The sequence below is a fragment of the Actinomycetospora sp. NBRC 106378 genome (assembly GCF_030269685.1).
GTDB lineage: Bacteria > Actinomycetota > Actinomycetes > Mycobacteriales > Pseudonocardiaceae > Actinomycetospora.
Genome location: NZ_BSTT01000002.1, coordinates 541687 through 562652, shown reverse-complemented (window position 1 = coordinate 562652; position 20966 = coordinate 541687). Strand labels below are relative to the sequence as shown.

The window sequence follows — 20966 nt, the reverse complement described above, 5'->3', positions numbered from 1 at the left end:
CGCCGCACTCGCGGGGCCTACGCCGTCGTCCGCGCCATCGACGGCACGGTCGACGACGTCCCCTCCCGGCGCGGCGCCGGCACGGCGGCGAACCGCCCGTCGCGGGCGTGCAGCGCGGCCTGACGGGCGGCGCGCAGCCGGCGCTGCGGGTCGAGGCGGCGGGACTGCCCCGGACGGTCCGACCGGACGGCCCGCAGGTGCACCCACTCCGGCCGTCCGGCGTCGAGCACGTCGTCGACGAGCCCACGCTCGACGTCGAGCTCGACCGAAGCCGCCGACCAGGCCGCGCCCCGGAGGTCGGGAGCGGCGCCGTCGAGCACGATCCGGGTGAGCTCGAGGTCGCCGGTCGCGCGGGCGAGCGCCGCCCGGGCCAGGACCAGGGCCTCACGCCAGGGGCGGGGGTCGGAGTCGACGAGGTGGTCGTCGAGCTCGTCCGCCGCTGCGTCCGCCTCCGTCGTCCGACCCAGCCGGGCCAGCACGGGGATGACGACGATGCGGGCCCGGGTCGCGCGCTCGCGGTCGGTCGTGGTGCGCGCGGCGAACCGCAACCAGCGGACGGCGGCGTCGTCGTCACCGTCCTCGCGGGCCATCGTGGCCAGGGCGAGCGCGGCACCGGCCGCGAGCTCGTCGTCGCCGTCGGCGGCCAGCTCGAACCGGCGGCGGGCCTCGAGCCGGCCGTCGTTCCCCGACCCGGCCAGGGCCAGGCGGGCGAGCACGTCCTGCGTCGCGCGGTCGGCGCCGTCGATCCCGGCGAGCAGGTCGTGGGCGGCGCGCCGGCGACCCGAACGCAGCTCCGCCAGCCCGGCCGCGCGTCGGGAGGCCCGGGCGTCCTCGGCGTCGCCGCGGTCGGCGACCGACCGGTGCCAGCGCGCGGCCGCCTCGTCGTGCCCGTGCTGCTCCGCGGCGGTCGCGACCGCCCACGCCGTCTCGACCGGCACCTCGTCCGGATCGAGCCGCCCGAGCAGCACCGCGCCGACGCCCGCGTCACCCCGCGCGACGGCGACCCGCCCCGGGACCAGCAGCCGCGCGGTGTCCCCCGTGTCGCGCAGGCGCCGCGCGAACGCGGTGGTGATCGGCCAGCCGGTCGGGCTCTCGGCGAGGTCCACGACGGCGGGGTCCGGCGCGAGGTGCGGCTGCCCGTCGAGCGTCGTCCGGTGCACCAGCCCGGCCTCGAGGGCCGCGTCCAGGGTGTCCGCGTGCTCGGTCAGCGCGGCGAGCTCGGCCTCGTCGAGGGCCTTCCCGACGGCGAGCCGGTGCCGGTCGGTCACGGCAGCCACCACCGCCCGGACCGCCTCCGGGACCTCGCACCGGTCGTCGGGAAGGGTGTCGACGAGGACGAAGGGGAGGTCGGGCACGGGTCCGAGCACCGCGTCGAGGACCGGCGGGCGGACCCCGATCAGCCCCTGCTCCGGGAGTGCCTCGAGCTCGGCCGGGGTGGCGTCGTGGACGACGGCGAGGTCATCGCCGTGCCGCGCGACCGCCGCTGCGAGGGCAGCGCGCACCGCGACCACCGACGGGCCCGTCACCAGCACTCGACCGAACTCGGCGAGCGCCTCGTCGACCGCCTCGTCGGTGGTCGGGTCCGTGACCAGCCCCGTGACCGCGCCGTCATCGTTCCGCGTCATGCTCGGTATGTCCGAGCGGAGGCACCTCGCGTTGCACCTGGTGCGGGGTCCTCACCCGACCGAGAGGCCCGATTAGCCCGGTCGGCCCAGCGGATCACGGTCGTTGGTACTCCTGGAGCTGGATCGCGCGTGCGGCGCGACCGAGCCGACCCTCGCGCCTCAACCGTCGACGGGTCCCACTGGCTCGGCGAGCGCGACGGCCACCGACGGCTTCACGAGCGCGGGGTTGGGATCGGGCGACACCGCGGGCAGTTCCGCCGCCGGCGCCGGGGTGGGTGCCGACGAGGCCCCCACCGTCGGCGTGGCCGGGTCACGAGCCGACGGCTCCGGCGCCGCCGCAGCGGCCGCGGGCACCGGCACGCCGGACGAGCCCTTCACCGGGCAGGCGTCGTCGGGCCCGCAGGACGGTGCCCTTCCCTTCGCCGCGGCCGGGTTCGGCGGCTTCTCGGGCGGACCCGACGGGGCGACGCCCGACGGCAGTTCCTTCGCGAGCGCCTCCGTGCCGCGCTCCGGAGCGACGGCCGCCCGCGCCCAGGCCTCCCGCGCCCAGGCCTCCCACGCCCAGGTCTCCCGCGCCCGGTCGACCGCCTCGGGACCGGACGCCCGTGCCGCCTCGGCCGCTACCGACCGGAGCACCGTCGACGCCTCGGCCACCGGGGACCGATCCACGGCCGGCGCGGCGGCGACGAACCACAGCGAGGCCGCCGCGGAGGCGATCAGGACCGGCTCGACGGCGCGCGCCGCCGCCGTCGACCACGACCGCGCCTACGCCCTCGCCCTGCTCGGCGGCACCGCCGACGTCTCCCCCACCCGCGCGCGCTGCCGCGACGGGATCGCCGTCGGCTTCGAGGTCCGCAGCCCGTCGGTGTGCGGCAGCGCCGGCCCCGTGGGCGTCGGCATCTCCGGCCGCAGCGGTCCCGATGTCGGGATCGGGGATCTCCCCGGCCTCCCCGGCGGCGACCAGCACGGCGGGCAGCACGGCGGGAACGGCTGGGGCGACGGCAGCGGGAAGCACCACTCCGGCGACACCCGCAACTGCCCCGAGGACCACCACGCGCGGCACCAGTCCGACTGACCCGTCGGCCGCCCCTCGTACGAAGCGAACGGGTCCAGCGGAACGGCCCTACTTCTTCGTCCAGGTGCACGAACCGCTGAACTCGATGTACTGGTCGGTGGACTTCACGACCATCGTCGAACTGCCGTCGACGTTGTCGTTCGCGATGATCGAGCCGAGCTCGCCGTCCGCGCTCTTCAGGCGCGCCCAGTAGCAGTAGCTCGCCCCGGTGGTCCGGTACGTGCCGGGCTGGATCTCCGACCCGACCGCGTAGGTGCCGGCGCCGTACGTCCCGGCGGGCAGGCTCGCGGCCGATGATCCCGACGACGAGCTCGACGAGCCGTAGCTGCCCGAGCTGTAGCTGCCTGAGCTGTAGCTCGGCGCCTTCGACGCGGCCGACCCGATCGCGGCGACCCAGGCCAGGCAGATGATCAGGCCGATCACGCCGAGCACCGCACCGGCGATCGCGAGCCCGCGGCCCACGCCGTGCCTCGTGGCCGCGACGATGCCGGCGATCGAGAGGACCAGGCCGACGGGCGAGATCACCCACGAGACGATGCCGACGAGCGGGATCAGCGCGAACACCGCGCCGATGAGGGCGACGACGAAGCCGGCGGTCGCGAGACCGTTGCGCGGCTCGGGCGGCGGCACCGGGACTCCCCCGGCCGGCATCTGGACCCACCCGTACTGCGACGGGTGGCCGTACTGCCCCTGCTGCGAACCGTCCTGCTGCATCGTCATGATGAACCCCCCGACCGAACCAGTGCTGACACCGCTCGTGTCGGACGGCGTCGAGAACCTGTTATCGACGCGGTGGAACATCCCCCGTTCGGACTACTGCACTACGGCGGGTAGAACCGCCCGCCGCGACCGTCGGACCACAGCCCGTCGTCGTGTCCCGACGGCGGAGCGGTGGCGGACGGGGTTCAGGCCCCCGCTCCCCCGTCGACCGGGACGATCGCGCCGGTCACCATCGAGGCCCGGTCGCTGAGCAGCCATCCCGCCACCTCGGCGACCTCCTCCGGCCGGGCCATCCGACCCAGCGGCATGGTCGCCTCGATCCGCTCGACCACGCCCGGGGTCGCCGCCTCCCAGGTGTCGATCATCTCGGTGGCCGTGCCACCCGGCGTGATGCCGTTGACGCGGATGCCGTCGCGACCCCACGTGACCGCGGCGGTCTCGGTCAGGCTGTTGAGCGCGCGCTTCATCGCGCCGTAGGCGGGCAGCTGGGGGTTGGCCCGTCGGCTGCCGATGCTCGAGGTGTTCACGATCGCGCCGGCACCGGTGCGTCGCATGAGGGCCGCCTCGGCGTTCATCGCGGTCCAGTGCGCCCGGAAGTTCACGGCGAACTGCTGGTCGATGTCCTCGGCGGAGGTGGTGTCGAGCGGGCCGGGCTGCTGGATCGCGGCCCCGTTGTTGAAGGCGCCGTCGAGCCGCCCGTGGAGCTGGTCGACCCGGTCGATCGCGGCCTCGATCGTGCGCGGGTCGGCGAGGTCGACCGTGACGGCGTCAGCCGTGCCGCCCTCGGCCCGGATGTCCCCGACGAGCCGGTCGAGCGCATCCGTGCCGCGGGACGCGAGCACCACCGCCGCGCCCTCGCGGGCGAAGAGCCGTGCGGCGGCCGCACCGATCCCGCGGCTCGCGCCGGTGATGAAGACGATCTTGCCCTGAAGGAGGCCGATGGCAGTGCTGGTGGTCATGGCTCCACCGTGCAGACCCGCCGACGCGCGAGGCAGGCACAACCGGTACCAGGGTCCGTGATCGTCCGCGGCGCACACTCGGAGCATGGACAAGCACGAGCTCGGGGCGTTCCTGCGCAGCCGGCGGGAGCGGCTGCGACCCGAGGACGTCGGTCTGCCGTCGGGACCGCGTCGCCGCACCCCGGGGCTGCGCCGGGAGGAGGTGGCGGTGGTCGCGCACATCTCGACCGAGTACTACGTGCGGCTCGAGCAGGGCCGTGCGCCGCGTCCGTCGGGCGAGGTCCTCGCCGGGCTCGTCGGCGCGCTGCGCCTGACCGACGCCGAGGCCGCGCACCTGCACCTGCTCGCGGGTACCGCACCGCAGCGGGACGGCCGGCACCGACGCGACGTCCCAGCCAGCATCCTGGAGTTGCTCGACCGGCTTCCGCTGACGGCGGGCTTCGTCACGTCGGCGATCTACGAGGTCCTCGCCTGGAACGACCTCGCCGCCGCGCTCATGCAGGACTTCTCCCGCCTCGCGCCGCGCGACCGCAACCTCGCGCGCCGCGCCTTCCTCGGCCCGGAGCAAGGGCGCATCTACGGGATCGACGAGGTCGCCGCCTTCCGGCAGACCGTGGTCGGCCAGCTCCGGTCGACCCTCGCCCGCTACCCGCACGACCCGGACGTCGTCGGGCTCGTGTCGGAACTCCGCGAGGGCAGCACCGAGTTCGCGCGACTGTGGGAGCGCCACGACGTGAACGTCCCGCCCGCGCTGCGCAAGACCTTCCACCATCCCGACGTCGGGTCGCTGACGCTGACCTGCGACGGCCTCGCCGTGACCGACCGCGACCAGCATCTCGTGCTCTACAGCGCGCCCGCCGGCTCGCGGGACGCCGACGCCCTGGCGCTGCTGAACGTCCTCGGCCCGGCGGGCGTGACACAGCCCGGGTGAGCCGGGCCCCTCGTCACGACTCCGGCGCCGCGAGCGTCCATGGTCGGTTGTGTCTGAGGGTGCGGGTGGGGTCGAGCCAGGCCGGTGGTCGGAACCAGGGCAGGTGATCGACCATGATCACGTCCCAGCCGCTGTGGTGGACCAGGTCGTGGTGATATCGGCACAGACACACCAGGTTGTCCGGCTCGGTCTCGCCGTCGTGGGCCCAATGGACGATGTGGTGGATTTGGGCGGTGCGGGCGCGGCGGCGGCAGCCGGGGAACGCGCAGTGCCGGTCGCGGTGGGTGACGGCGCGGCCGGTGGCGGTGGGGATCGACCGGGTCTTGCGGCCGACGTCGAGGACCTCGCCCTTCGAGCCGAGGACGATCGGGATGATGTCGGCGTCGCACGCCAACCGGCGCGCGGTCTCGGGGCGGATCCAGGTGGAGTCCCCGAGTAGTGCGAGTGCGGTGCTGGTGTCGGTGAGTTGTTGGCGCAGCGTCTCGTAGTTCAGGGTGACGGTGAGGGTGACCCGTTCCCGCCCGGGCAGGGTCATGCCCGTGAGGTCCGGCGGGGTCCACGGCCGGTGCGGCGGTAGCTCGCCGGGCGGGCCGGGCTCGCCGCGCTCGCCGGTGTCGGTGTCGTCGCTGTCGCCGGTGTCCTCGGCGTTGACGAACTCGTCGGGCGGCTCGGGGTCAGGCGCACCGGCCCTGAACAGCGGCCGCTCCCCGGTGGCCTCGTCCTCGGTGGCCTCGTGGTCGGTGGCCTCGTGGTCGGTGGCCTCGTGGTCGGTGGCCTCGCGGTCGGTGGCCTCGTGGTCGGTGGCCTCGTGGTCGGCGGCCTCGCGGTCGGTGGCCTCGCCCTCGGTGGGCGCCTCGGGGGTGCCGTTGCCTGGCAGGTCGTCGCCGAGCCAATCCGTCTCGCTGTGGTCGTCGAGGTCCGGGAGCGGCATGGAGGCGGTGGGGCTGCCCGGGGCCTGCTCGTCGGCGGTGTGGTCCAACCCCGCCCGGTGCGACGCCGAGATCAGGTCGAGCATCCCGCTCGCTTGCCGGGCGGGTTTGGTGTCACGGGCCTCGTCCCGCAACACCTGCCCGGGCTCGGCGTCGGGATCGGCCACAGCCGCCGACGCCGGGGGTGAGGTGGCGGCGCGGATCGCGTCGTCGAACAACGCCGCCGCGGCCGGGTCGCGCAGCACCAGCTTCGCGTGCAGATTCCCGTTGCGCCGCGTCGCGTAGTGCAACTCGTTCCCGGCCGGCTGGTCGTCTTTCGGGGCGGCCCCGTCGGGGTCGAGCCGGTCCGCGATCACCTGGGCGGCCGCGGACAGCCGCTTCGGGGAGTGCGTCGCGGCCAGCGCGGCGAGCTGTTCCTCGGCCACGGTGAGTACGGCGTCGTCCAACCCGGAAACCTTTCGCAGCCGGGTCATGACCTTGTCGATGACCTCGACGTGATCGGCGTCGACCACCCCGTCCTCCACCGCGGCTGAGGTCGCGGGCAGCGAAGCGGGGGTGGTGGCGCCGGTGGGGGTGACGGTGTCGTGCAACGCCTCCGCGTGCCGATCCAGCTTGAGCACTGCGACCCGGTCGAGGCGGACGTGGTCCTCGAGCAACGGCGCCAGCTTCCGGTACCCGGACTCGGCCAGCACGTTCCCCGCCCGGACCGCGGTGAACGCCCGGTAGACCCGCGCCCCCGCCAGCCGCTGCGCCCGCACCGCGTCTGAGAGCTCCGCCAACTCGGCCAACGACCGCGCCGACAGACCCTCCTCCGGAGGTGCCTCCTCCGACACCCCCGGGACCGCCCAGCCCGGCTCCTCGGCGACCGGCTCCTCGTGCCACGAACCGTCCGCGGCCGCGTCGAGCTCGGCCCACCACGACAGCTCCGCGTCGTCCGGTAGCTCGAATGCGGGCTCGTCGGGATCCTCGTCCCACATCGACGGCGGCACAGGCAGTGGCAACCCCACCTCGGGGTCCCACCCTGCCTCGATCGCCATACACCCATCATCGAACACATGTTCGACAAGATCAAGCGGCGAACGGAGCAACTTCGGCCGGCGGTCAGGCGCCGATCGCGAGGTGGCTCCCCATCTTCGACGTGCAGCGGCCGCCGCCGTCGGCGTTCGCCGAGCAGGTCCACGAGTACAGGGTTCCGGCCGACCCCAGGCCGGAGCCCGGCGTCGTGCCGCTCGAGAGCCAGGTCGCGGCGACCTCGACCGCGTGGTCGCAGGGCACCGTCCCGTTCTCGACGACCACGACGTGCCCCGACCCCGTCGACCCACAGGAGTAACCGCCCGCGGGCACGGTCGGCGTCGAGGGGTCGGCGACGGTCGCGACCACCGGGCTCGACGCGGTCCCGGCCACCACGACCGGCGCGGCCGTGCGCGGGAGCAGCACCATGCCGGCCAGCAGGAGCGCCGCGATCGCGAGCAGCGTGCCGCACGCCAGGGCGACGTAGCGGAACGCGTCGGACGCGTGGGCCGGTGCGGGCGGGTACGCGCGCTGCTGCACGTACGGATACGGATACGGGTACGGCGGCTGGTTCATCTGGGTCCCCCGAGGTGGTGATGCGTCGCCCAGCACCTCGGAGTCGATCAGCGTCGCGTTCCCGAACGAGCACCGACACCACCCGGACGGGTGACGGTGCCGTCGTCGTCACCACCCCGTCGTGCCGCCGATGCCTCCTGGCTCGCGACGACGTCCGCGCCGTACGTCCGGGCCCAGCGGGTGAGCATCGCGATGGGCTCCTCGAGCGTGCGTCCGAGTTCGGTCAGCGCGTAGTCCACGCGCGGCGGGAACTCGGCGTACTCGTGCCGCTCGACCAGTCCGCTGTCCTGCAGACGCCGCAGCGTCTGGGTGAGGACCTTGCGGGACACCCCGCCGACCCGGGCGACGAGTTCGCCGTGGCGCTGCGGCCCGTCGGCGAGCGCGTGCAGGACGACCACGGCCCACGTGCCGCCGATGACCTCGAGCGTCAGCCGGGTCGGGCAGTCCGCGAGGAAGACGTCGGAGGCGGCCACGGGAGTCACCCTGCCACCGCGGCGGGAACCTCGAGGTACCCGTCGTCGTCCCTAGCGTCCGGGCCATGACCACCCGCACCTTCGTCCTCGTCCACGGCGCCTGGCACGACGGGCAGGCGTGGCGCCGCGTGCGCCCGCTGCTCGAGGCGCGGGGCCATCGCGTCCGCACCCCCTCGCTGACCGGGCACGGCGAGAAGGCCCACCTGCTCGGACCCGACGTCGGGCTCTCCACCCACGTCGACGACGTCGTCGCGCTGGTCCTCGCCGAGGACCTCACCGACGTCGTCCTCGTCGGCCACAGCTACGCGGGCATGGTGATCTCCGGAGTCGCCGCGCGGATCCCGGACCGCGTCGCGCTGCTGGTCTTCCTCGACGCGATGGTGCCGGCGGACGGCGAGAGCGCCCTCGACGTCATGCCCGTGACCCAGACGATGATCGACGCGGCCGCGACCAGCGAGCACCCGTGGCGCATCCCGCCGTTGCCCGAGCGGCCCGCCCCGTGGGGGCTGTTCGGCGTGACCGACCCCGACGACCTCGCCTGGCTGTGCGCCACCCTCGGCGACGAGTCGGTGCGCTGCTTCCTCGAACCGGTCCACCTCGGGCCGCGCGATGCGGAGGCGGTCCCCCGGGCCCACGTCCACTGCGTCGACCCGTCGAGCCCGACCCGCCGCCCCGGGGTCCCGGACGGCGAGCGCGTCCGGGAGCTGGTCAGCGGGCACGACGCGATGGTGATCGCGCCGGTCGAGCTCACGGAGCTCCTGCTCGAGCTGTCCGGGGCGCGCTGACGGAGGAGGTCAGCGGTCCCGCTGCAGGACCCGCACGGTGCCCCACCGGCCCACCTCGACGAACCGCCCCGCCAGCACGCGTGCGGTGGCATCGGAGCCGGGCGCATCGGCGGTGTTCGGCTCGTCGGAGCGGTTCCACGCGTCGTCGGTGACGACGACGTCCGCGGTCGCCACCTGCCCCGGGAGCACGGAGCCGGCGGCGTTGGCGACGCCCGGGTTCATCTCGAGGTGGAACGGCGCCGGCCGCCACCCGGGCAGCAGGAAGTACAGGTAGGTGTCGTTGTAGAAGGCGCGGCTCGGGTCCCCCGGCAGCACGGCGAGGCGGTCGCCGGGCCGCGACACCCGCACGACCGCGTCGACCGCGGCCTGCACGTCGGGGGCGATCGCGGGCGGCAGCGGCACCGACCGCTCCCCCACGACGACGGACGCGACGGGCCGACCGAGCACGCTCCTCTTGACCCCGTACGCCCAGAGCGGCCCGAGCGCGGCCAGCACGACCGCGCCCGCCAGCGCCCCGACCGCCACCCGGCCGGGCACCGCGAACGGCGACGCCAGCACCACCGCCGTCGCGATCGGGACGACGAGCATCGGCGCGAGGTGGGCGAGGTCGAGCCGCGACACCAGGTAGGGCACCTGCCCGAGACAGATCAGGGCGAGGGCGAGCAGCAGCCGGTGGCGCCGCCGCGCACCCACCACGACGGCGGCGAGGCCCACCCCGACGACGAGCGCGAGCCCGGCCGGCAGCGGGACCGGGACGTCGGTCAGCGGCAGCCGCCGCCCGGCCGAGGAGACCAGCAGCGGCTCGGTCACCACGTTGCGCCACACCGCGTCCGGGCCGGCGAGGACCACCTCGACGGCCCACGGGAGGAGCCCGACGACGAACCCCGCGGCGAGCAGCAGCCGACGTCGGCCGGACCACGCGAGCAGGACGGGGAGCAGGGACAGCACGACCGGCAGCGCCCCGTCCCACCGGAACCCGGCGGCGAGACCGCCGGCGATCCCGGCGGCGCCGCAGCGCCAGGCCGCCACCGGCCGATCCGGTCCCGCCGCGACGAGGGCGAGCAGACCGAGCGCGAGCGCTCCGATCGCGGCCGAGGGCATGAGGTCGGTGGTGGAGACGACGAGCGCGCCGCCGACCACCGCGAGACCGGCCCCCGTCCGCGAGACCCGGCGCACCAGCAACCACACCGCCACGAGCGCGAGGAGCCGCAGCGCGAGACCGACCGAGCGCAGGACGAGCACCGACGGCTCGATCGCCCAGAACGCCGCCGCGGTGACCCACGAGGTCAGCGGGCCGTAGACCGTCGCGAAGTCGAGGTTGGGCACCGCGCCGCGCAGGACGAGATCGGGGTAGGCCAGCAGGAGCCCGTCGTCCTGGGCCGTGACCGGACGCAGGAACAGGTCGCGGGCCGGGGCGAGCACGACGAGCGCCGCCACGCCGAGCAGCACCGGCGGGGCGAGGACGGCGCGCCGGTCGCCGGCGCGGGCAGCGGCGGACGGCGGGTCCGCGGCCTGGACGATCACGGGGGCAACCGTAGAGACGGTCGTCGACCGGGTGTAGCCGTTGCGGCTCACGGAGTAACGGCGCCGACACGTCCGATCACGGACGACACTGTCCGGAAACGTGCCGATACCATGATCGACATCCGAGAACTGCTCTTTTCGGCCCAACTTCGATAGTCCTCACGGCGGGTCCGAAAGACACGCCGATGGGATAAGTGTCCGTTGTGGGTCATGTGAAGCAGGAGTTGGTTCGGCCTTGGATCATCGTCACTCGGACGGGTGAAGCGATTGCCCGCCGAGGACGGGAGCACACGCGTGACGGAGCTGCGGGACGCACCCTCGTCGAGGACACCGGCCCTGATCCCCGCCCAGGCGGGCCGTCGAGGTGGAAGGGGCGCACGGCGCCGGTTCGCGATCCTGGGCAGCCGGGGGTACCCCAGCACCTACGGCGGGTTCGAGACCTTCGTCCGCCGCTTCGCCCCCTACCTGGTGGCGCAGGGCCACGACGTGACGGTCTACGGCCGGGACGCCGCGCGGGCGGACGTCCCGGAGATGATCGACGGCGTGCGGGTGGTGCACACGCGCGGCGTCGAGAGCCGCAGCGCGTCGACCCTCTCGTTCGGTCGCTCCTCCGCGCGCCACGCGGCGCGCACCGGGTACGACGCCGCGCTCGTCCTCAACTGCGCGATGGGTTACTGGCTCCCGACGTTGCGGGCCGCCGGGATCCCCACGCTGCTCAACACCGACGGCATCGAGTGGGAGCGGGACAAGTGGAGCGCGCTGGGCAAGCGCGTCTTCCGCACCGGGGCCCAGCTCTCCGCGCGGTGGGCGGACCGGCTCGTGGCCGACTCCGCGGCGATCAAGACCTACTGGCAGCAGCACTTCGACGTCGACCCGGTCTTCATCCCGTACGGCGCCGACGTCCTGCCCGACCTCCCTCACGACCGGCTCGACGACTTCCGCCTGACGCCGGGCTCCTACGTCCTGGTCGTCGCCCGGCTCGTCCCGGAGAACAGCGTCGACCTCACCCTGGCCGCGCTGCGCCGCACGCGGACCCGGCACACGGTCGTCGTCGTGGGGTCCGCGGTGCCGGGCGACCCGATCGAGGCCCAGCTCCGGGAACTCGGCCACGGCCTGGACGTGCGGTGGCTCGGGCACGTGGCCGACCAGGGGCTGCTCGAGCAGCTGTGGCAGCACTGCGGGGTCTACGTGCACGGACACTCGGTGGGCGGGACGAACCCCGGCCTGCTGCAGGCCCTCGGTGCGGGTAGCCCGACCCTCGCGCTGGACACGCCGTTCAACCGCGAGGTCCTCGCGGACGCGGCGCCGACCTACCGCCGCGACCCGGCGGAGCTCGCCGAGCACATCGACCGGGTGCTCGGGGACCCGGCGCGGCGGGCGGAGCTCTCCGCCCGCGGGCGCGACGTCGTCCGCCGTCGCTACCACTGGGACGACGTCTGCGAGGACTACCTCGCCGAGCTCGACGCGCTGGCCCGCGTGCGGTCCGCCCGCACCGTCCGGTCGCCGGCCTGGGCGGCCTCGGGACTGACCTCCTTCGCCTGAGCGGCGGGCGCCAGGCACCAGGCCGTCGCGTAGAGGGCGCCGGCAACGGTGGCGCTGGCGAACCCGAGCCCCACCGGCGTCGTGACCTGGACGACCAGCCAGGCCGCGACGACGGCGCCCGCCGCCACGGCGGCCGGGGGTGCGGCCGGGCCGGCGCGCAGGACCCGCACCAGCGGGACGACCAGCAGCACGAGGTAGACCGCCAGCCCCAACAGGCCGACCTTGAGCGCGAGCCAGAGGTAGTAGTCGTGCAGGTAGTACGGCGCCTGCTCGGCGAAGAAGGACCCCAACCCGCTGCGCGGCCGCTGGTAGGCCGCGCCGAAGCCGTGGCCGACAACCGGGGACGAGAGGATCCGGGGCACCACGTTCGTGGTCTCCTGCTCGCGGTAGAGCACCGACGGGTCGGTGGTCCCGGCCGCGCCGAGGCCGTCGAGGACCCGCCGTCGGAACCCGTCGAGCTGCAGGCCGAACCAGCGTCCGGCCGGGGAGAGCAGCACGGCCAGGCCGGCCCCGAGCGCGGCCACGAGCAGGACCGTTCCCGTCCGGACGGCCACGAGCACGATCGCCCACCGGCGCAGCACGACGAGCACGAACACCGCGCTCGCGACGAACCCGAGGATGTGTCCCCGGGTGAACGCGAGGACGACGATCGGCACGGCGGGCAGGAGCCACGGCAGGACCCGCGTGAGGGCGACCCGGCCCGTCACCACCAGCGCGACGGCGGCGATGACGGCCACGAACGCCAGCGTCACCGCCGGGGTGAGGAGACGGACCGCCTCCCCCGAGGTGGCGTCGCCGCCCGTGACGGCCGACTCCTCGCGGCCGCCCAGCCGGATCAGCCCGAGCGAGCCGAGCATCGTCAGGGGCAGCGACGTCCACAGGATCACCGCCGCGGTCATCAGCAGCCGGCGGGCGGTCGGGGTGCGCACCACCGCGCACGCCACCCAGGCCCCGACCAGCAGGTCGACGGTCGGCCGGAGTTCGCTGACGAGGATCCCGATCGGGTTCCCGACGACGACGCCGACCACCGTCCCGAGCCCGACGACCCCGGCCAAGGCCCACAGCGCCCACGGCAGGCGGGGGCGCGCGGAGATCGCGAGCAGCGCCGCGCCCAGGTAGAGGAACGGCTCGAACGGCAGGACCGACAGGGGTCCGATCCGGACCGGTGAGGTCAGGACGGCGGGCAGGGCGGTCAGCCCCAGCGCGAGGGCGACGTACAGGGGTGCGGCGCGGTCGGCCAGCGTGGCGGCCACGAGGGCGGTCAGCACCGCGACGACCAGGAGCCCGACGACGCCGCGGTCGGCGAGCGCCACCCCGGCGAGTCCCGCGGCGAGCACCCCGAGGAGCACTCCACCGGCGGCGGCCGGGAACGCGGGGACGGTCCGCGGGAGGACGTTCATCCCCGCAGCTCGGCCGGCACCGGCGGGGCGTCGACCGCGTCCGGCTCCTTCTCGGCAGGAGAGCGGGAGTCGCCGTCGAGTGGTCCCTCACCGTGGTCGACGGACGTCTCCGTCCGCGTCACGGGACCACTCGGGGACATCACCGGGAGCGCCGCGGTGTCGGCCTCCGAAGCCTCGGAGGCAGCCGGGGCAGCTGCTGTCGGAGCGGCCACCGCCCCGTAGCCGTAGCCGTACCCCCCGGAGCGGTCGTGGCCGGGAGCGGCCGACAGCACGACACCGAACAGGTGGGCCCCGACGGCGTCGAGGGCGGCGACCGCGGCGCGGACCTGCGGTTCGGTGACGAGCCCGTGCCGCCCGACGAGCAGGACCCCGTCGGTGAGGGGCGCGAGGGCGGGGGCGTCGGCGACCGGGAGCACCGGCGGCGAGTCGACCAGCACCACGTCGTAGGCGGCCCGGGCCTCGTCGAGCAGGGTCCGCATCTCGTCCGAGCCCAGCAGCTCGCTGGGGTTGGGCGGGAGCGCCCCGCTGGTCAGGACGTCGAGCGGGGCGTCGGTCCAGCTCTGGACGACGGCGGTCAGCTCGCTCTGCCCGGTGAGCACGGTCGTGAGCCCCACGTCGCCGGTCAGACCGGTGCGCTCGGCGACGCTGGGCCGGCGCAGGTCCGCGTCGACGAGGAGCACCCTCTGGCGGTTCTGCGCGAGTGCCAGCGCCAGGTTGAGCGCGGTCAGCGACTTCCCCTCGCCCTGCCGGGCGCTGGTCACCAGGAAGACGGGGGTGCCGCCGCCGAGCCGGACGTAGCGCAGATTGGTGCGCAGGGCGCGGAACGCCTCCGCCAGCGGGGAGAGCGGGGCGTCGCGGAGCACGGCCGGCCGCTGGTCGAGGTGACGGTCGAGCGGCAGGTCGCCGAGCCCGGGGCGACCGGCGGCCGACTCGAGCCGGGTGCGGCTGGTGATCCGGGTGTCGAGCAGGTCGACGACGAGCACGGTGAGCAGCCCGATGAGCAGCCCGGCGAGCAGCCCGAGCAGACCGCTGGACCCGGCCCCGAGGGAGGCGGGCGCGGTCGGCACCGTCGCCGGTTCCACCGGGCTGACGACGACGGGCACCACGCCGGCCGGGGTACGCGGCTGCTCGATCCGGGCGACGAGCTCGGGGAAGACCGTGCCGAAGGTGTCGGCGATCGCGGTGGCCTGCGCCGGGGATGGGTCGGTGACGGCGACGTCGATGAGCACCGAGTCGGCGCCCGCGGAGGCGGAGATGCGCCCCGCGAGCTGTTCGGGGGTGAGGGTCAGCCCGAGCCGGCGCACGATCTCCGCGGTCACCGAGGGCCGATCGACCAGCTCGACGTAGGAAGACACCCGCTGCTCGGAGAGCAGGCCGCCGGTGTACGCGCTGTCCCGGTCGCTCTGCTGCTGGGAGGAGACGTAGAGCAGCACGTGGGAGGTGTAGGTCGCCGGTCGGAGGGCGGCGAACGCCGCGGCGGCGATCGCGCCGACGAGCGCGCAGGCGACGACGACCCGCCACCGGGTCCGCAGGACGAGGAGGAAGTCGCGCAGGGTCACTCGGGGCTCCTGACGGGGAGGGTCGGGCGGGCGACGACGTCGACCGGGGTCGCGGGGGGCTCGGAGCGCTCGGCGGGGGTGGCGCGGTCCCGGCCGCCGGGGCGGAACCACGGCGGGGCCTCGAGCAGGACCGTGCCGGCGGCGAGGCGGTGCAGGACGAGGCCCGCGAGGAAGCCGAGCGCGGTGAGGACGAGCACGGCTGTCGGGCCGTGGTCGACGAGCAGGCCGGACAGGCCGGTCTCCCACAGCACCACGACCGTCACGACGACGACCGCGGAGTGCACGACGTAGATCGCGAGGGTCCGGCGGCCGACCGCGGCGAGGCCCCGCCCGACCCCGGGGATCCGGGCGAGCAGCAGGGCGGCGCCGAGCCCGGCGGCCAGGCCGAGCACCTGGTGGGCGAAGGACACCCCGGGGGTGGCGTAGAGGCCGATCCGGTCGACGGCGACCGTGGCGGCGGCGAACACGATGATCGCCCCGACCGCCTGCCACCACCGCACCCGGGCGGCGGTCGCGAGCAGCCAGGGTCCGGCGTAGGCGCCGGCCAGGAAGAACACCAGGAACATCGGGGCCTTCTGCAGCCCGGCCCCGAACGCCCGCATCAGCGGTGAGCCCGGCGGGGCGAGGTCCACGAGCACCCAGCTCGACCACGCCACCGACACCACCGCGGCCACGCCGAGCACCCACCGCCGGTCGAACCGGTGCACGAGCCGGCCGACGAGGAAGAACACGACCAGGGCCCAGAGGAACCAGAGCTCGGCGTTGGGACGCAGCGGCGACAGGACCACCCGCAGCAGGTGCGCCCCGAGTGAGGTGTCGCGCTGGCCGGGGAGGGTGAGCGCGGCGAGGTACTTGTAGGCGAACATCACCACCTGCCAGGTGAGGAACACCCAGATCAGCGTGGCCAGGCGCCGGTTCAGCAGCTCGCGCCACCCGACGGCGAGCCAGCGGGCGGCGAAGACACCGGACGCGGCGAAGAACACCGGCATCCGGAAGTACTCGCCCCACGTGGTGGCCGCCTCCAGCACGGGCCCGCGCTCGACGCCGGTGAAGGCCAGCCAGTCGCCGGCGTGCACGCTGACCACGAAGAAGATCGACACGGCCTTCGCGATGTCGACCCACGCCAGCCGCGGGCGGGTGGACGCGGTGGTCACGAGGCCTCCTGCAGGGCCGCGCGACGTTCGGCGTGGATCCGGCGGGCGTCGGTGAGCCCGGCCCGGTACTCCCGGGCGCGGTCGCGGTGGAAGGCCGTCGGCACCAGCGCGAGCAGCCGCGCCTTGAGGTGCAGCTGGGCCACCCCCGCCGTCGCGACGACGGGCGGGAAGAACTCGCGCAGCAGCAGCCAGCGGTTCCGGACGGCGAGCCGGATCGACGGTCCCTTCCCACTCTGCTCGGCGCGGGCGGCCGGGCTGACCGTGACCCGGTACCCCGCCGCGAGCAGCGAGCGGCTGTAGGCGATGTCCTCCATGTAGGAGAAGAAGTGCTCGGGCACGCCGCCGACCGCGTCGAACGCCGCGCGTGGGGAGACGAACACCGCCCCGTCGATCCACCCCACCTCGGCCCGGTCGTCGACCGAGAGCCGGTGACGCGGGTAGGCGAGGAAGCGCGAGTAGTGCCCGCCGGCCGACCAGATGGCGCCGTCCGGGCTGGACGCGTCGACCAGCACCGGTCCGACCTGCCCGACGCCGTCGGTCAGGTCCGCCGTCATCGCCGTCACCGACGCCGGGTCCACGCGGACCTCGTGGGTGACGACGAGGACCGTGTCGACGTCGGCCGGGAGTTCGGCGACGCCGCGGTTGACGCCGCCCGCGTAGCCGCCGTTGACCTCGGGCGCGACCACGCGGACCGCGAAGTCCCCGGGCTCGAGGGTGCCGGAGTTGTCGACGAGGACGATGCGCTCGTCCGGGGCGACCGCCCGCACGTCGGACACCGTGTCGACGACGGTGTCCTCGCTGCGGAAGTGGACGACGACCACCCCGAGCACGGGGGCGTCGGTGGAGCTGGTCACGGGGAGGCCTCCGGGGACGGCGAGACGACGGGCGGGGCGGGGGTCGGGGCGGGGGTCGGGGCGGGGGTCGGGGCGGGGGACTCGGCGGAGGTCGGGGGCCGGTCCGGGCGCAGACCGGCGACGAGGGTGGCGAGGAGTTCGCGGGGCAGGGCGCCGGTGAGCCGCGCGGCGACCACCACGGCGGCGCCGGCGGCGAGGCCGACCACGACGACGGGCAGCGCCCACACCGCCCACGTCACGACGAGCCCGGCCGCCACCGCGGGGACGAGGCGGAGGAGGGCGCCGAGGGGGAAGGCGGGCGCGCCGTGGCGGCGCCGCATCCGCCGGTGGGCGAGCACGAGGCCGACCAGTTCGGAGGTGACCAGCGCGAGTCCCGCGCCGACGGCCCCGAGGAACGGGATGAGCACGAGGTTCAGCGCGACGTTGCCGGCGAGGTTGGCCACCGAGACCGCGGTGAGCCACCGCTGGTCGCCCGCGGCGACGAGCACGTCGCCGGAGACGGCGGTGAGGAACATGCAGGCGACGGCGACGAAGAAGACCGACAGCGCCGGACCCGCCGTCGTCGTGAAGGCCTCCCCCGCGACGAGGGTGACGACCCGCGGGCCGAGCAGGGCGCCGAACACCGCGACCGGGACCGCGCAGAGCAGCAGGAACCGGTAGGCACGGTCGACGCCGGCGGCGAAGCGGGCGGGGTCGGTGTGGACCGCGGCGGCGATGCTGCCGAGCACGGCCCGCTCGAACACGACCGAGACGACGGCGAGCGCGAAGGCGATCTGCAGGGCGAGCCCGTACGCGGCGACCTGGGTGTCGTCGGAGAGCAGGGAGAGCAGCAGCCCGTCGGCGTTCCAGTAGACGACGCCGACGACGAGGACGACGGTCAGCGGCAGGCTCTCGCGCAGCAGGGCCCAGCTCTCCCGGGGCACGATGCGGGGCCGGATCCGGACCCGCCGGGCGGCGCCGATTGTCACGACGACGGCCCGGACCAGGTGTGGCGCGGTGACCGCGGCCGCCATCGCGACCAGTCCCGCGTCGTAGGCCGCGACCACCACTGCGGCGGCCAGTCCCGCGGCGCGGGCGAGGACGTCGGCGGTCGCGACGGCGCCGTAGCGCACCGCGACGTCGAAGACCGGGTCGAGGCTGGAGGACAGGGTGCGCCAGACCAGCCCGCTCGCGACGACGGCGCAGGCGGCGACGACCTCCGGGCGGTCGCCGTGCAGCAGCGCCCCGACGCCGGTGGCGAGCAGCGCGAGCGGCACCGCGTAGGTCGCGGACAGACCGGCGGAGAGGCCGACCAGGCGTTCCAGGGACTCCCCCCGCGCGCTGACCCGCCGCACGATCACCGGACCCACACCCAGCTCGGTGAAGGCCTCGAACAGCCCCACCAGCACCACGGCCGTCGTCAGGACCCCGTAGCCCCGGGGCCCGAGGTAGCGGGTGGCGACGGCGACGGTGAGCACCGAGAGCGGCAGGGCCACCCCCCGGGCGGCGACCTGGAGCACCACCCCGCGGGCGATCGCGGGGGCCTGCGTCACGCGACCACCTCGGCGACGATCGCGTGCAGGCCGGCGGCGAACCGGTCGGGGTGGTGGTCGACGCGGGCCCGCTCCCCCGACGCCCGCGCGGCGGCGACGGCGTCCGGCCAGGCCGCGAGGTGGGCCTCCACGGCGTCGGCGAGCGCATCGGGCGAGCCCGGCGGGACGAGGGTGCCCGAGGACCCGCCGTCGACCGTCTCGCGCAGGCCGTCGACGTCGGAGACCACGAGCACGCGGCCGGCGAGGCGGGCCTCCACCGCAACCAGGCCGTACGGCTCGACCCGGGAAGGCACGACGCAGACGTGGGCGTCGCGGTACGCGGCGCCGGTGTCGGCGACGACCCCGTGGCGCGTCACCGCCCCGTCGAGGCCGAGGCGGTACACCAGCGCGTCGACGTGCGCGGACCACGGCTCGTAGCCCGGGAAGACGTCGCCGTAGAGGTCGAGCCGCACGGCGTGGCCCCGGTCGCGCAGCAGGGCGGTGGCGCGGACGGCCACGTCGGTGCCCTTGCGCTCGGAGATGCGCCCGACGAGGGCCAGCCGCAGCGGCTGCGGCGCGGTGGCGGGCAGCGCCGGGGGCGCCGTGACCGGCGGGACGGGGTTGCGCAGCGGCCGGACCCGCGCGGCGAGCACGGGCAGGGTCCCGACGACGAAGCCGCGGGTGGCGCCGCTGATCGAGATGACCCGGTGGGCCGCGAGCAGGGGCGCCAGCAGGACCGTGCGGACCGGCCGCGGGAGCGGCTCGGCCTCGTGGACGTGGCAGAGCACGGGCGCACCCGCCAGCCGTGCCCCGAGGAGCGCGCCGGGCAGGGTCACGGTGCTGACGTAGACGGCGGCGGGGCGCAGGCGGCGGACCCGCCGCCGCCACGCGGCGACGTCGCGGAGCAGCGCGAGCGGGAGCCGCCAGGGGGCCCGCAGCAGCGCCTTGCGCAGGACGAGCACGTCGGCGACGCGGACGTTCGCCCCCACCGCCCGCAGGTCGGCCGCCAACGGCCCGTCGCCGCCGAGGACGACCTCGACCCGGTGGTGGGCGGCCAGCGCGCGGACGGCGGCGAGGAAGACGCGGTCCGACCCGTAGCGCTCGGCGCCCGGGTGCAAGCACAGCACGGGGCCGGTCACGGGCGCCCCGCCACGACCGGCACCGTGTTCGGCCGCCCACCCCGCACACCCCGCGCGACCTGCCGGCTCACCCGCGCGGCGAGCGCGGCGGCGGGCAGCTCGACCCCACGGTGCAGGGCCCACGCCAGCAGCAGCGCCGGCGGCAGGACCACGACGAGCAGGACCGGCGGGGTGAGTCCCGGCGCGAGGACGGTCGCGGTGATCACGAGCGGCTCGTGCACGAGATAGAGCCCGAACGACCAGGCGGCGAGGGTGCGCACGGCCCGCGCCCGCCCGAACCCGGCCGCGCGGACCGACAGCATCGCGACGACCAGCGCGCCGGCTCCGGCGACGGCGAGCGCGTCGGTCACCGGGGTCGGTCCGTCGACGGCGGCCCCCGCGCCCAGCAGCACCAGGGCGCCCACCAGCACCGTCGCGAAGGCCGGGCGGGACTCCCCCCGGAGCCGCCCGTGGTGGCCGGCGAGCACGATGCCGACCCCGAACATCGGCAGGTAGTGCAGCGCGTTGCTGCCGGTCGCCCGGCCCGCGGCAACCGCGACGAGCAGGGCGACGACCACCGCGACCGCGCCGACCGGCCGACGCCCGAGGAACCGCAGGACGGGCAGGACCAGCGGCAGGGCGAGGGAGAACAGGATCTCCCAGCGCAGCGTCCACAGCGGGCTGTTCGCCCAGGTGACCCCGCGGACGACGACGAGGTCGGTGACGAGCGCGTCGAGGGTCACCGGGGCGGCGTGCACGGCGGTCCACCAGCTCTGTCCGGGGACGGCGACCCTCGGGACGGCGAGCGCGAGGGCGTAGGCGAACAGCACGGCGGCCCACACCGGCGGATAGAGCCGCAGCAGGCGCCGGACCCAGAACGCGGGGGCCCGCCGCAGCGGCTCCGGCGCCGGCCCGGGCAGGGCCAGGACGAAGCCGGAGAGCACGAAGAACACCGCCACCGCGGCCGGCCCCAGCCACAGCGTCGCCTGCGCCGGGACCAGCCACGCGGCGGTCCCGACCTCGACGGCGACCGGATCCGCCGGCCGGTCCGGGCCGACGGTCACCAGCGGGGAGGTCATCGCCGCGTGGTGGGCCACGATCACCAGGGCGGCGACGCCGCGCAGGCCGTCGAGCGCGTGGAACCGGCCGGTGTCGCCCGGCCGCTGCACGGCTGCCTGCAAGCCCCGTCTCCTCCGGTCGTCCGCCCGGGTGACGCGGAA

General features: G+C 75.5%; 18 protein-coding genes. 4 read left to right on the top strand and 14 right to left on the bottom strand.

The features are described from left to right. Positions 1 to 17: 17 nt before the first annotated feature. Complete coding sequence (locus tag QSK00_RS06995) at positions 18 to 1625, bottom strand: hypothetical protein (RefSeq protein ID WP_285588947.1); 1608 nt, start codon at positions 1623 to 1625, stop codon at positions 18 to 20. Between the two features lie 226 nt (positions 1626 to 1851). Here QSK00_RS06995 and QSK00_RS06990 point away from each other — a divergent pair, with 226 nt between their 5' ends. Then, a complete protein-coding gene (locus QSK00_RS06990; RefSeq protein ID WP_285588945.1) occupies positions 1852 to 2700 on the top strand; it encodes a hypothetical protein in 849 nt (282 codons plus the stop codon). A gap of 48 nt (positions 2701 to 2748) precedes the next feature. On the opposite strand, the gene QSK00_RS06985 is transcribed toward QSK00_RS06990, so the two are convergent. Both QSK00_RS06985 and QSK00_RS06980 read right to left on the bottom strand, forming a co-directional pair. Next, the gene (locus QSK00_RS06985; RefSeq protein ID WP_285588943.1) at positions 2749 to 3420 is read right to left on the bottom strand and encodes a DUF4190 domain-containing protein; all 672 of its coding nucleotides are present in this window, start codon (positions 3418 to 3420) and stop codon (positions 2749 to 2751) included. A gap of 185 nt (positions 3421 to 3605) precedes the next feature. Continuing rightward, positions 3606 to 4379 (bottom strand): SDR family NAD(P)-dependent oxidoreductase, encoded by a 774-nt coding sequence (locus QSK00_RS06980; protein ID WP_285588941.1) that lies wholly within the window; start codon positions 4377 to 4379, stop codon positions 3606 to 3608. An 85-nt stretch (positions 4380 to 4464) separates the two neighbouring features. On the opposite strand from QSK00_RS06980, the gene QSK00_RS06975 reads away from it, so the two are divergent. After that, positions 4465 to 5310, top strand: coding sequence for a helix-turn-helix transcriptional regulator (locus tag QSK00_RS06975; RefSeq protein ID WP_285588939.1), 846 nt, complete (start codon positions 4465 to 4467; stop codon positions 5308 to 5310). A 13-nt stretch (positions 5311 to 5323) separates the two neighbouring features. Here the strand turns inward: QSK00_RS06975 and QSK00_RS06970 are convergent, their stop codons facing one another. The 3 genes from QSK00_RS06970 to QSK00_RS06960 form a co-directional block, all read right to left on the bottom strand. Continuing rightward, positions 5324 to 7276 carry an HNH endonuclease signature motif containing protein gene (locus QSK00_RS06970; RefSeq protein WP_285588938.1) on the bottom strand — a complete coding sequence of 651 codons (1953 nt, stop codon included), beginning with the start codon at positions 7274 to 7276 and terminating at the stop codon, positions 5324 to 5326. Between the two features lie 64 nt (positions 7277 to 7340). Continuing rightward, positions 7341 to 7826, bottom strand: coding sequence for a hypothetical protein (locus tag QSK00_RS06965; RefSeq protein ID WP_285588936.1), 486 nt, complete (start codon positions 7824 to 7826; stop codon positions 7341 to 7343). 47 nt (positions 7827 to 7873) lie between these two features. Continuing rightward, complete coding sequence (locus QSK00_RS06960; protein ID WP_285588934.1) at positions 7874 to 8299, bottom strand: winged helix-turn-helix transcriptional regulator; 426 nt, start codon at positions 8297 to 8299, stop codon at positions 7874 to 7876. Between the two features lie 65 nt (positions 8300 to 8364). On the opposite strand from QSK00_RS06960, the gene QSK00_RS06955 reads away from it, so the two are divergent. Further along, positions 8365 to 9084 carry an alpha/beta fold hydrolase gene (locus tag QSK00_RS06955; RefSeq protein WP_285588932.1) on the top strand — a complete coding sequence of 240 codons (720 nt, stop codon included), beginning with the start codon at positions 8365 to 8367 and terminating at the stop codon, positions 9082 to 9084. Between the two features lie 9 nt (positions 9085 to 9093). Here QSK00_RS06955 and QSK00_RS06950 read toward each other — a convergent pair whose 3' ends face one another. Continuing rightward, positions 9094 to 10608: a hypothetical protein gene (locus QSK00_RS06950; protein ID WP_285588930.1), complete on the bottom strand. Its 1515-nt coding sequence runs from the start codon at positions 10606 to 10608 to the stop codon at positions 9094 to 9096. A 294-nt stretch (positions 10609 to 10902) separates the two neighbouring features. Between QSK00_RS06950 and QSK00_RS06945 the strand changes: the two genes are divergently transcribed. Next, positions 10903 to 12150, top strand: a complete 1248-nt coding sequence (locus QSK00_RS06945; RefSeq protein WP_285588929.1) for a DUF1972 domain-containing protein — start codon at positions 10903 to 10905, stop codon at positions 12148 to 12150. Here the strand turns inward: QSK00_RS06945 and QSK00_RS06940 are convergent. From QSK00_RS06940 to QSK00_RS06910, 7 genes are read right to left on the bottom strand one after another with little or no spacing between them, the layout of a single operon-like run. Beyond that, positions 12054 to 13550 carry an O-antigen ligase family protein gene (locus QSK00_RS06940; protein WP_285588928.1) on the bottom strand — a complete coding sequence of 499 codons (1497 nt, stop codon included), beginning with the start codon at positions 13548 to 13550 and terminating at the stop codon, positions 12054 to 12056. The genes QSK00_RS06945 and QSK00_RS06940 overlap by 97 nt on opposite strands. Next, the gene (locus QSK00_RS06935; RefSeq protein ID WP_285588927.1) at positions 13547 to 15109 is read right to left on the bottom strand and encodes a tyrosine-protein kinase domain-containing protein; all 1563 of its coding nucleotides are present in this window, start codon (positions 15107 to 15109) and stop codon (positions 13547 to 13549) included. The genes QSK00_RS06940 and QSK00_RS06935 overlap by 4 nt, the downstream gene beginning before the upstream one ends. Continuing rightward, on the bottom strand, positions 15106 to 16263 hold the full coding sequence (locus tag QSK00_RS06930) for an acyltransferase family protein (protein WP_285588925.1): 1158 nt from the start codon (positions 16261 to 16263) through the stop codon (positions 15106 to 15108). Before QSK00_RS06930 ends, QSK00_RS06935 begins: the two co-directional genes overlap by 4 nt. Further along, positions 16260 to 17117: a glycosyltransferase family 2 protein gene (locus QSK00_RS06925; RefSeq protein ID WP_285588923.1), complete on the bottom strand. Its 858-nt coding sequence runs from the start codon at positions 17115 to 17117 to the stop codon at positions 16260 to 16262. Before QSK00_RS06925 ends, QSK00_RS06930 begins: the two co-directional genes overlap by 4 nt. Further along, positions 17114 to 18649, bottom strand: coding sequence for an oligosaccharide flippase family protein (locus QSK00_RS06920; protein WP_285588921.1), 1536 nt, complete (start codon positions 18647 to 18649; stop codon positions 17114 to 17116). Before QSK00_RS06920 ends, QSK00_RS06925 begins: the two co-directional genes overlap by 4 nt. Continuing rightward, entirely contained in the window at positions 18646 to 19767 is a 1122-nt protein-coding gene (locus tag QSK00_RS06915; protein ID WP_285588919.1) for a glycosyltransferase family 4 protein, read from the bottom strand. The genes QSK00_RS06920 and QSK00_RS06915 overlap by 4 nt, the downstream gene beginning before the upstream one ends. Then, positions 19764 to 20927 (bottom strand): acyltransferase family protein, encoded by a 1164-nt coding sequence (locus tag QSK00_RS06910; RefSeq protein ID WP_285588918.1) that lies wholly within the window; start codon positions 20925 to 20927, stop codon positions 19764 to 19766. Before QSK00_RS06910 ends, QSK00_RS06915 begins: the two co-directional genes overlap by 4 nt. Between the last annotated feature and the right edge of the window lie 39 nt (positions 20928 to 20966).